Source organism: Mesorhizobium sp. WSM4830 (assembly GCF_055811495.1).
Map to the genome: position 1 here is coordinate 1 of NZ_JBVVQI010000064.1, position 10,820 is coordinate 10,820.

Below are 10,820 nucleotides of genomic sequence, written 5' to 3' on the forward strand. Positions count from 1 at the left end.
CGCCGGCCTGCTGGTCACCACCGAAGCCATGATCGCGGAGGCTCCGAAGAAGGAGTCGGCTGGCGGCGGCATGCCTGCCGGCATGGGCGGCGGCGGCATGGGCGGCATGGGTGGCATGGATTTCTAAGGTCCATGCACCTCAACAATTTCGAGGGGCGGCAGCGATGCCGCCCCTTCTTCGTGCCCGTTCCGCCAGTTGTCAGTGACTCGCAAGCCGGGGGTATATGCCCGCCAAGGTTGGTGCTTATGCTTGAACGGATTCTGCCTTTTTTCGTGGGGCTGGCTTTACTGTTGGGTAGCGGCTGCGCGCGCAGCGATGATGGTACGGTGATTATTCCGAGACCGCTTGATGCCAGGCGATTCTTTGACAAAGGGCCGCCCCACATGCAGCAGCCACACATCGAAACCAGCGTGTTTCCGGTTGCGCCACAGGAGCCGGAAGGGCTCGAACCGCGCCGTGCGGCAAGTCACAAGACATCAACCAGACGCGCATCGCGGATCGCAAGTCCTCCGCTTTCCTCTTATGAGCCGCACAACCCGCTTGTCTGCAAGAACGTCAGCGAGTCCGGCAAGCGATACCGTGTGGTTTGCGAATAGGGCACTTGGTTTGGCCAGCGGTCTACCGCTCAGAGTCTCGCGGCGCCTTTCCGGATGAGGTTGTGCCCGGCCCGCTCGCGGTCGTCCGTCAGGGCGATGTTGGGGATCGTGCGAAACAGCATCAGCCGTACAAAGCGCCGGAACCACCAGTAGACCGTCTGCCACGCGGCATCAAATTGCCCCCGGTGAATGAGGATGACCGACGCAATCACCGCCAAGAGCGTGATCGCCAGGTACATGGCCCGGTTCGGCGATGGCACGCGAACCGAGGCGACGTGGGCAACGCTCAAAAGAGCGAAGACGATGTTCACGGCCGGCAGGAAAGACGACGCGGACATGGGCTGGACGAGAACCAGGGCGGCCATCAAGGGAATGTCGTAGGACAGCGGCACGCCGAAACACTTCCGAAGTTCGCGAATAGCCCAGGCGAATGGCGCCGGCAATCAATAGCGCCGTCGCAACGAAGAAGAAGACGAGAGATGCGCTATTCAGCTGCACGAGGACGATCGCGGAAAGGATGGCTCCGTAGATGATGTCGCCGAACCCGTCGAGGCTCTTGCCCAATTTCGCCATGTCCGGCACGGTTTCGGGTTCTCCTGGCGACTACCCCGTCCAGGTGATCCGCGAGGACGGCCCACAAAGCAGCGCCGACCGCCAGCTCGATCTGCGCGACCGTTCGGATCGCCGCCGTCCCGGGACAGGAAAGTAGGCGAATGGATGGCAAAACGGTTCCGCCGCAGCCCGGCTTCGATCACCAGAACTTGGCGCGGGCGCGGCGGAACTGCCGGACGGGGGCCATTCCGAAATAGCTGCCGCCGATGACGATGATGGAAGCTACAGCCAGGACAGCTCAATTCGGATGGTTGTGAGCGACAGGCTTCGGACGGGCAGTATTCTGAGGGTGTTTGCACACCGTGTTCATGGTTGCCACAATTGAGATCACCTCAGAAGCAGCGCCCAATCGGAAACATTAGCACCTCCGCGTTTTGGCTCGGCTGCTTGAACTCCTCGCCGGCAACTGCCTCAATTAGCAAATCCAAGGCTTCGCGCCCCCTCCGGCTCATCGGGTCATCGCCTCGCAGGTAATGATACGCTCGATCCAGATGCACTCGCGCGGCGGAAAAATCGCTTGTCATTGACCCTCTCAGTTGCCGCCCGCGTTAGCCGTCTACGAGGTGAGGGTCGCGCAATCGTTAATATCCACAGACGGATTTGATTCAAATCGCAGATGAACCAAACACCGCTTTGTGTTATGCGAGAGCCCCTTTGATTAGGTCGGCGACGGGCCGGCGCGCGAGCGCCAGGGAAGGCCGGTTAAAGAACCGGCCGCTTGCAGGAATCGAACTCATGGATGTAGGCCTCCCCATGACGGACGACCAAGTAGGCCGCGACCGCCAGACAGCGTTCGAGCTCCTCAACCGAGGCCACGCCATTGCAAGGTGCGCAACGCCCCTCTACGGCTGGCGAACCAGGCAATCGGCCAGCACGCGGCATCGCCCCGGAGCCTATCCCTGATCGACAAATCTGAAGAGTTCACGAAGCTCGATTAGTGCGGAGACCGGCCGCGGGCCATTCCGGTCTGCGTCGAACCGGCAAACCCGATTTTGAAACACCAGATCCGTTCGTCTCGCGCCCAACCCCGCGACCAAAACAGTTTCCCCAAACTGCGGCGTACTACAGTGTGGCCCCATGTTCGCGCTCCTCTCGAAGGTTCAATCGGAGAGAGGATGGGTCAGATGGAAGAGAACAAAATGTCCTATGCGACGAGTTTCGGAAATGGCGTAGAAACGGGTTGAGAAGCTAGCGCCACTCGCCGTCGGCGCAGCCAAGCGTAGGGTGAGAATTCTACCGTCCAGCGCTACCGCCGTGCCAAGAGGGTGTAATTTTGGCGTGTGGCCGATCCCCTATCCGGTCGTGTGTTCGGCGACGCCGTACCGAAAGCGACGGCCACGGCCAAGACGGACAACTAGTCCGCACGTGCCGATGGTTCGATTCCCTTCGGGGCACCATTCTTTCCGCAGAAGCCTTATAGCCAAATGATTTCATGGGCGTAAGCGTTTCCCGAGTACCCAATGAGGTCCACCAAGGGGAACACGAGAGATGATGATAGACCTCCGATACGTTCAACTGCGCAAAGGTCGATACCGCTACAGGCGCAAGGTCAGGCCAGATTTTGCGGCCGATAGTGGGCAAGACCGAAATCATTATGCCGCTGGGAAAGACCCACGCTGAGGTCATGAGGCGGTATGACGCAGTCCATGGGCAAGCCGAGCGCCAACTGGCGGCGGCGGAAAGGGCCATCGAGATCACCGGACTGTTGGTGAGCGACGCTCGGCTTGATCACAAATTCCCGCACATCCTTGTCGTTCACCCACACCGCAGGCCCAAAACCAAAGGCTCAGTCAGAAACTGCCGCTGATTGGGGACGCGCTCGAGGCGGCTCAGGAGGCCGTGAGGCTGCGCAGGGACAAGAGCTACTATCCCCAGCCTATGGTCGCACCGGTGGCAGTGATGCGGCCTCAGCCGCTTTGATGAAGAACGTCCGGAAGATCGTAGCCGACAAGAAGGTGACGGTTCACAGCCTAAGGCACAGCATGACTGGCAGGATCAGGCTGAGCGGCGCTCTACTGCCGAACGAATACCTCATCCTCGGGCGGTCCAGTGGCGCGGTAGTGGGAGGCTTACGGCGGCGACGAGGCCCGGCTGGAGGTTGCCACCAGGGTAATGCGAAGGGCGCTGCTGGGGGAGTGATCGCGACGCTTCGCTTCATTGACTGCGCACTTCCGCGATGGGCACTCCATCGTGATGTTGGCACAGACTGTGATCGGCAAGCGTGTTGATCACGGGACAGCTCTCAACGCGCTCGTGACGACAGCTGGCCATACGATCAAGCTCGGCTTCAAGAGACTGTAGGCTGGCGATCATGCGCCGGACGTCTGACTGCTTGGCAACCACGATAGCGTCAGCTTCCGAGCAGGGCTCGTTCGGCCTGTCCTGCAGTTTGAGGAGCGCGCGGATGTCCTTCATGTCGAACCCCAGCTCCCGCGAATGGCGGATGAATTTGAGCCGCCGCAAGTCACGCTCGTCCTAGATCCTTCGATTGCTTCCGCGACTGTCGTCTTCCTGTTTCTGGTCGGCGAGTTGCTTGAAGGCGTCGCTGCCGGACGTGCCAGGGCGAGCATCAAAAGTCTTACCGCACTGGTTCCCAAGACCGCTTTGGTCGAGCGCGACGGCAAGACCGAAGAGATCGCGGCCGTTCAACTTGAAGTCGGGTCGACCATCCTCGTGCGGCCCGGCGAGCGCATCCCAGCGGACGGTACTATCGTCGAGGGCGAAAGCGCGGTCGATGAGGCTCCAGTTAGCGGCGAAAGCACGCCTGCCCGCAAACATGCCGGGGACAGCGTCTTCGCCGGTACGATCAGCACCGATGCTGTATTGCGGGTCAAGGTTACGGCGGCAGCAGCCGACAACACTATCGCGCGTGTGGTCCGACTGGTCGAGGAGGCGCAGGAAAGCAAAGCCCCCACGGAGCGCTTCATAGACCGGTTCTCACGCTACTACACGCCGGGCGTAGTGGTCATTGGAGCCTTGATCGCGGTGATGCCGCCGCTCTTGTGGGCCGCTGATCCGAAGGAATGGGTCTACAAGGGGTTAGCCATTCTCCTCATCGGCTGCCCGTGTGCGCTGGTCATCTCCACCCCAGCGGCCATCGCCGCCGCGCTTTCGGCAGGGGCACGACGCGGCCTCCTCATCAAGGGCGGTGGCATTCTCGAAATGCTAGGCTCGATCACGGCAATGGCGCTCGACAAGACCGGGACATTGACCGAAGGCAACCCCAAGGTGACCGACGTTGTCACGTTTGATCGCAGCGAACGCGAGGCGCTGTCGATGGCTGCTGCCTTGGAAACTGGTTCGACCCATCCGCTGGCAATGGCGATCCTCGACAAGGCAAAGGCCGATAAGGTGCCGGTGCCTCCCGCCTCCGAGGCGTCCGCGATCGGAGGCAAAGGCGTGATCGGCAAAGTTGGCGGAAAGAAGATTTTCCTTGGCTCTGCGGCGGCGGCGGAGGAAACAGCGAAGTTGGACGGCGATCGACTCGGTCGCATTGCCGCGTTCGGTGATGAGGGGAAATCGGTATCCGTTCTGCTGGTCGATGATCGGCTTGCGGGGATTATCGCGATGCGCGACGAACCTCGCGCCGATGCCAAGGAAGGTTTGGACGCGCTCAGGGCCGCTGGAATTGAGATGGTCATGCTGACTGGCGACAATCGGCGCGCCGCTGAAGCTGTCGGCAAGACGCTCGGTCTACCCGTCAGGTCGGAGATGCTGCCGCAAGACAAGCAGCGCGTCGTCAGGGAGCTTCAGGCTCAGGGCAAGAAAGTCGCGAAGGTAGGTGACGGCATCAACGACGCGCCCGCGCTGGCTGCTGCAGAGCTCGGGATCGCTATGGGCGGTGGTACTGACGTGGCGCTGGAAACGGCGGATGCCGCAGTGCTTCATGGTCGCGTGCGAGACCTTGCGGACATGGTCGACCTTTCGCGGCGAACCATGACAAACATCCGACAGAACATCACGGCGGCGCTCGGGCTCAAGGCCGTCTTTCTGGTCACGACGGTGATCGGCGTGACGGGCCTGTGGCCGGCCATCCTCGCCGACACTGGCGCGACCGTGCTCGTCACGGCGAACGCCATGCGGCTGCTGGGTTGGCGAGGGCCCGTCAATCGGTGTCCTCAAACAGGAGCGAAAGTTGAGCCCCCGGCTTCGGGAATGCATCCTCGAAATGCACCATGAATGTCGCCCAATCTTTGGAAATCGGCATGATCGCCACAAGGGGCCACATTCAGCACCTGCGCGGGAAGCTGCCGTCCTCTCCGTGAGGGGAGCTATTATTCCCGGGAATGATGCCACTCTTTCCCAAGGCCTCAATAAACCGCAAAAGTCAAAAAACTGCTGGTACGGTTCATCGCTTGAGCATGTCCGAAATTCCATGCCGCATCGCCACCTTGAGTTTGCTCTGGGCAAGCGACGCGGCGAAGCAAAGTCCGACCGGCCCCGCTCCAACGACAAAGCTGTCATCGGAGTCCGCCATCAGCGTGGCGTCATCGCGTAGGCTCTCCAGTGCCCAAGCACGAACTGCGAAATCAAAAACGCCTTTGATGCTGGTTAAGCACGACGCGCACAAGCTGTGGCCGCCTAAATAAGTGGCAAGCCGCCTCATCAACGGCAGATGCTCACAACGCCGTTGCTTGACTGCTGTAGCTGGCAAGTAAGCAGTCGATCGGGCTGTTGCTGCGGCGTGATCTCGCGATCCTGGGCACGGAACTGCTGCTGCTGCTGCTGATATTGCTGCCGCCGCAGCCTGTTCTCCAGCATCAGTAATTCGTTCTGCTCGACCAGCGCATTGCGATTGGCGGGGTTGAGGACTGGTGCCGAGGCGACTGGATCCGGCAACGTCGCCAGTCCCAGCATTCCCGACATGAAGATCGTCAATAGGCGAAATCGCGACATCCATTCACTCCTGCAAACAAAACTTGGGCATACGCAGTGCCCGTGATGCCATGTCCAGCATCCACCTCGACTTCGCCACGCTCGCTCAGCCGAAAGGAATCGCCTGACCCGCTCACCCTCCTCGCGTTGCGTACGACCTTCTTGATGGCTGCCATTTCCGGTGATCCAGTCAGGCTCTTGGTGAGATGTTGGTGGAAGGACCGATCGCGCGATCCAGTGCTCGCCGCATCGCCTCAAAACCCAAGGGAGAAAGATCCTCACGAATCGGGAACCGAAGAGGTAGTCTCATGAAACAGAGGAGCGGCTGATCGAACCTGGTTTTGGCTCCCCTCACCTGGGCAGATAGCCAGCCAACCAACGGGTTTCTTACCTCGGCCATTCAGCTTTCCAGCAGCCACACTTGCATCGAGCCTTTTGCTCGATTGTTCCAGAGATAGTATGGCAGCGCGGTTAGCCGAAACTCCGAAGCGATGGGGGGCGTATTCCTGTATAGGCTGTCTCCCCAGCCTTGGTCTTCGACGCGCTGCGCGGAGGCAGTCAGCGCGACCACGCCATCGAAAAGATCGCTCCGTTCCATCGTTTCGATTTTGGACTCTCGCGGCAGTGTGAGCTGCTGCACGCGCGCCCCGGGATTGTCGACCTCTTCAACACAGTAAACCAATGGTCCGCGCTTAAGCGCCACCCGGCCGATATCCTGCCTAACCAAGGGATGAGCATAGATGCGCTCGGGAGACATGGGTAGCTCGAGGGCGATTATGTCTCCTGGAGTCCATAGCCGCGAGATTACAAGATAGCCATTTCTGGTGCATGCTGTCACGTCGACCACATGTCCCCCGACCGAGGCTTTGGCTTCCTGCGCCCAGCCGGGAATGCGCAGCTTAACGGTGAACTCGGCCGGCGAGTCAGGGCTGACCTCTATCCTGATCGAGCCGGATAGTGGATAGGCGCTGGTTTCCCGTAGGAACACGTTTGACCCAGCGAGCTGGATGTTTGTCGAAATGCCGCCGTAAAGATGGAGGGCGATTGCGTCTTCGCTGGCCGAAAGGAAATAGCCTCCGACCGAAGCGATCAGACGCGACAAATTCATCGTGCAGCATGGGCATGTGTGCCAGGCCCATCGGCTGTGTCGCCCATCGCTGTCCAGCGGATTGGTATAAAAATAGTGCTGGCCATCGCGTGACAGGCCGGTCAGCGCGCCGTTAAACAACGCCTGTTCCATGACGTCGGCGTAGCGGCCGTCGAGATCGAAATGCAGCATGCGATGCGCCCAGAAGATCAGCGCTATCGAAGCGCAGGTCTCCGCATAGGCCGTATCGTTCGGCAGGTCGTGGTCCTCGGTAAAGCCTTCATTCCCGCCAGCCGGACCCAACCCGGAGGTGATATAGATCTTCGAGGAGATGACGTCGGCCCAGAGCACCTCGCATGCTTTCTTGAGGCCGTCGTCATTCAGTTCCGCCGCGAGGTCGGCCATGGCAGAAAACATGTACATAGCCCGGACGGCATGTCCGACCACAATGGTCTGCTCGCGCACCGGCCTGTGCGATTGGCTGTACTCAAATCGCTCCTTCCAGAAATCCTGAGGACTCTCCCCGCGCGCGATCGCTTCCTGATCGAAGTAGTGCGGCTGGCACCCGCGCTCGTTGATGAAATAGGCCGCGAGGTCGAGATGCTTTCTCTCTCCCGTCAACCGATAGAGCTTAACGAGAGCAAGCTCGATCTCCTGATGGCCGCAATAGCCGCGCTTCTGGCCGGGGTTCGGGCCGAAGGTCTTGCGCACATGGTCGACATAGCGCTCGAGGATGCCGAGGAGCCGGCGCCGGCCAGTCGCGACGAAGTAGGCGATGCCGCCCTCAAGCAGATGTCCAAGATTGTAGAGTTCGTGATTGTCGCGCAGGTTGGTCCAGCGCTTGTCTGGGTCGCGCTGCAAGTACCAGCTGTTCAGATAACCGTCGGGAGCCTGCGCCTTTTCGAGATCGTCGACGATCTTCTCGATCCTGGCCACGATATCGGCGTCGCTCCTGTGTGACAGCGCATAGGATGCCGCTTCGATCCACTTGCCGACGTCGGAGTCCCAGAACAGCTGCACGAAATCCTGCTCGTTGTCTGGCGGCGGCCGGTTCGGCAGGGTTAGGGACTGCAAGATTCCGTGCTTGCCAAGCTGGACGTGCTGGCTGGGGATGGTCCGTGTCAGCACCGTCTCTAGCCGCTCGCGCCAAAATTGCCCCTCGAGCGCCACATCGACGAACCGAACTGGCTTGAACTCGTTCATTCGAACGCATCCGTTCCTGCAACGAAATGCACCGGCGTTCTCATCGCTCCGACGATGCTCGCCAAGACCAGTGAACATGGCCAGCGCCTGACGCCGCTCAGCTGCCGTCCCGCGATCATCTTAAGCACGCGGTGAGCAGCCTCGCGTCCGAGCGCCTTGGGTTCACAACGACCCTGGTCAGTTGCGGACGCGCCTCCAGCCCCATAACGTCCTCAGATCTAGCGATGGCCACATCGGCATGTACTAGCGGGCCAGTCTCGCGCAGAGGGTCCCACGCGGCCCGGGCGATCTGATCGTTGCCGCGGAACGTCGCGTTCAACGTTTGCTCACAAGAATGCGGCCGCCGCCTTGCGCAGCCACGCCTCGGCCCACTTTTGGCTTTGGCCGTTCTTCGTGTGGGTCTTGATCCAGACCGATCGCCGAGGCGTTCGGCGGCGCGATTCAACGTAGGCATGGTTTCTCCCCTTGAAAGACTGGGCGATGAAACCACGCCGATGAGTAGATAACCCTGATCTGGGTCAAGCGGCATGAGAAATCCGGCGACCGCGGTTCGAGGATCACCCGCCTGCATGTTGGGCGGAATGGGCGACGTAGTCCTTCGAGCAACAGAGGCTTTTCACAGATCTGCGTCAACCGGCGGCAGGTGAAGCTGCTTATGCCACCTCAGCAGTTGTTCCAGACGACTTGGCTTACCACCCGCATCCGCACAGTCGTCTGCACAGCGGCTTGAATCAGCGTTCTGGCTTATCGTCCTGGTCGATAAGCATACGCTCTGCTGCCCCGTCGAGGTCCTCATATTGCCCGCTCCTCAAAGCCCACAGAAACCCAGATAGCCCAAGACCACCGAGGAGCAGAGCCCCAGGTATCAAATAGGCAAGCGTCGTCATTACAACTGTGCCAATCCGCCACTGTTGGAGTGTCTATCATTGGGAACAGTTCTCGTTGGTGCGTCCGGTACAAAGCCTTCCAGGCGTAATGCATTTCCGATGACAAGCAGCGACGAGCCGGACATGGCGATTGCGGCGATCAACGGTGTGACGTGCCCCGAAATGGCGATCGGCACGGCGACGGCATTGTAAATAATCGCGATGGCGATGTTTTGCCGGATCAGTCGTCCGGCCTTGCGCGAGACGTCGAGGGCAAGCGGTACGGCGGAAAGGCTTTCGCGCAGGAACACGAAGTCCGCTGCCTTGCGGCCGACATCGGCGGCCGTGGCTGGAGCTATCGAGACGTGTGCCGCGCTTAGCGCAGGGGTGTCGTTGAGGCCGTCGCCAATCATCAGCACCTTGTGGCCGTCCTTCGCCAGCGTTTCGATATGTTCTACCTTGCCCGAAGGAAGCAGCGCCGGAACAAAGTGATGGATGCCCAACGCCGCCGCCACCTCGCCGCAGGCAGCGGCGGTGTCGCCCGACAGCATTTGCGCGGAAACCCTCGCGTTGTTCAATTGCTCGATGGCCGCTCTGGCGTCTGCACGCAACGCGTCCTCGAAGACGAAGGAAGCCATAATGATCCCATCTTTCGTCAGAACCGTTCCGCCATATCTGCTTTGGCCGCCGGTTCGGGCCTTCCATCCGGCCCATCCGCGCCGGCCAAGCCGCCAGGTGCTGCCCGCGGCAGTGGCTTCGATGCCGAATCCGGGATACTCGCTAACAGCCTCGAGTTCCGGCTGGCCCGCGAAACCTGCAAAACTGGCAATGGCCTTTGAAAGCGGGTGACGGGAGTGGGCCGCGATATCGGCTGCGATTGCCAGCATGGTCGGATCGATCGACGATGCATTGACGAGCCGGGGCTGTCCGAGCGTTAGCGTGCCGGTCTTGTCGAACACCGCGACGTCGATCGCCGCCAAGCGCTCCATGGCGGAACCGTCCTTGACCATGACGCCAGCTTCGAACAGACGCCGCGCGGCGACAACCTGCACGATCGGCACGGCGAGTCCGAGCGCACAGGGACATGTGATAATGAGGACGGCGATGGCGATCGTCATTGCCCGGTGCCAGTCGCCGATGGCCACCATCCAGCCGAGAAACGTCACGAATGCGGTCAGATGGACCACCGGCGCATACAGCGCCGAAACGCGGTCGGCGATCCGGCGATAGTGCGCGCGGCCGCCCTCGGCGGCTTCCATCAGGCGGACCATCTCGGCCAGGAAAGAGTCTTTTGCGGCGGCTGTCGCCTCGATCGTCAGTGGACCGGTGAGATTGAGAATGCCGGCCTGGACGGCTTCTCCTGACGCCACGGTTCTGGGAATGCTCTCACCGGAAACCAGCGAACAGTCGAGATCCGAGGAGCCTCGAATAATCTTGCCGTCGACCGGAATCCGCTCACCCGCCGCGATCAGCAACTGCATGCCGGGTTCTATCTCGCTAACCGGCCGGTAGTCGCGCGTGCCATCATCACGCATCACCATGGCGCCACGCGCCGCCAGCCGTGACAGGCCGTTCACCGC

General features: G+C 60.8%; 10 protein-coding genes and 2 pseudogenes. 3 read left to right on the forward strand and 9 right to left on the reverse strand.

Going from position 1 to position 10,820, the window contains the following annotated elements; translation table 11 throughout:
• Nucleotides 1-246: 246 nt before the first annotated feature.
• Nucleotides 247-597, forward strand: a complete 351-nt coding sequence (locus AC0L2Y_RS33965) for a hypothetical protein (RefSeq protein ID WP_473507243.1) — start codon at nucleotides 247-249, stop codon at nucleotides 595-597.
• A gap of 65 nt (nucleotides 598-662) precedes the next feature.
• Here AC0L2Y_RS33965 and AC0L2Y_RS33970 read toward each other — a convergent pair.
• Nucleotides 663-761: pseudogene (locus tag AC0L2Y_RS33970) on the reverse strand (IS5/IS1182 family transposase); the annotation flags it as partial.
• Nucleotides 762-1,126: 365 nt separating this feature from the next.
• Here AC0L2Y_RS33970 and AC0L2Y_RS33975 point away from each other — a divergent pair.
• Complete coding sequence (locus AC0L2Y_RS33975; protein ID WP_473506763.1) at nucleotides 1,127-1,306, forward strand: hypothetical protein; 180 nt, start codon at nucleotides 1,127-1,129, stop codon at nucleotides 1,304-1,306.
• A 235-nt stretch (nucleotides 1,307-1,541) separates the two neighbouring features.
• Here AC0L2Y_RS33975 and AC0L2Y_RS33980 read toward each other — a convergent pair whose 3' ends face one another.
• The 3 genes from AC0L2Y_RS33980 to AC0L2Y_RS33990 form a co-directional block, all read right to left on the reverse strand.
• Nucleotides 1,542-1,733, reverse strand: a complete 192-nt coding sequence (locus tag AC0L2Y_RS33980) for a hypothetical protein (protein WP_473562249.1) — start codon at nucleotides 1,731-1,733, stop codon at nucleotides 1,542-1,544.
• A gap of 1,025 nt (nucleotides 1,734-2,758) precedes the next feature.
• Nucleotides 2,759-2,968, reverse strand: a complete 210-nt coding sequence (locus AC0L2Y_RS33985) for a hypothetical protein (protein ID WP_473562250.1) — start codon at nucleotides 2,966-2,968, stop codon at nucleotides 2,759-2,761.
• A 395-nt stretch (nucleotides 2,969-3,363) separates the two neighbouring features.
• Nucleotides 3,364-3,624 (reverse strand): MerR family DNA-binding protein, encoded by a 261-nt coding sequence (locus AC0L2Y_RS33990; protein WP_473562251.1) that lies wholly within the window; start codon nucleotides 3,622-3,624, stop codon nucleotides 3,364-3,366.
• A gap of 54 nt (nucleotides 3,625-3,678) precedes the next feature.
• Between AC0L2Y_RS33990 and AC0L2Y_RS33995 the strand changes: the two are divergent.
• A pseudogene (locus AC0L2Y_RS33995) lies at nucleotides 3,679-5,310 on the forward strand (heavy metal translocating P-type ATPase); the annotation flags it as partial.
• 247 nt (nucleotides 5,311-5,557) lie between these two features.
• On the opposite strand, the gene AC0L2Y_RS34000 reads toward AC0L2Y_RS33995, so the two are convergent.
• From AC0L2Y_RS34000 to AC0L2Y_RS34020, 5 genes are all read right to left on the reverse strand, one after another.
• Nucleotides 5,558-5,815, reverse strand: a complete 258-nt coding sequence (locus AC0L2Y_RS34000; RefSeq protein ID WP_473562255.1) for a hypothetical protein — start codon at nucleotides 5,813-5,815, stop codon at nucleotides 5,558-5,560.
• Complete coding sequence (locus AC0L2Y_RS34005; protein ID WP_473562252.1) at nucleotides 5,815-6,087, reverse strand: hypothetical protein; 273 nt, start codon at nucleotides 6,085-6,087, stop codon at nucleotides 5,815-5,817. Before AC0L2Y_RS34005 ends, AC0L2Y_RS34000 begins: the two co-directional genes overlap by 1 nt.
• A 397-nt stretch (nucleotides 6,088-6,484) precedes the next feature.
• Nucleotides 6,485-8,374: a glycoside hydrolase family 127 protein gene (locus AC0L2Y_RS34010; protein WP_473562253.1), complete on the reverse strand. Its 1,890-nt coding sequence runs from the start codon at nucleotides 8,372-8,374 to the stop codon at nucleotides 6,485-6,487.
• A 731-nt stretch (nucleotides 8,375-9,105) separates the two neighbouring features.
• Entirely contained in the window at nucleotides 9,106-9,261 is a 156-nt protein-coding gene (ccoS, locus tag AC0L2Y_RS34015) for a cbb3-type cytochrome oxidase assembly protein CcoS (RefSeq protein ID WP_473507188.1), read from the reverse strand.
• The coding region (locus AC0L2Y_RS34020) for a heavy metal translocating P-type ATPase (RefSeq protein ID WP_473562254.1) at nucleotides 9,261-10,820 on the reverse strand (1,560 nt) is incomplete at its 5' end. The genes AC0L2Y_RS34020 and ccoS, both read right to left, overlap by 1 nt.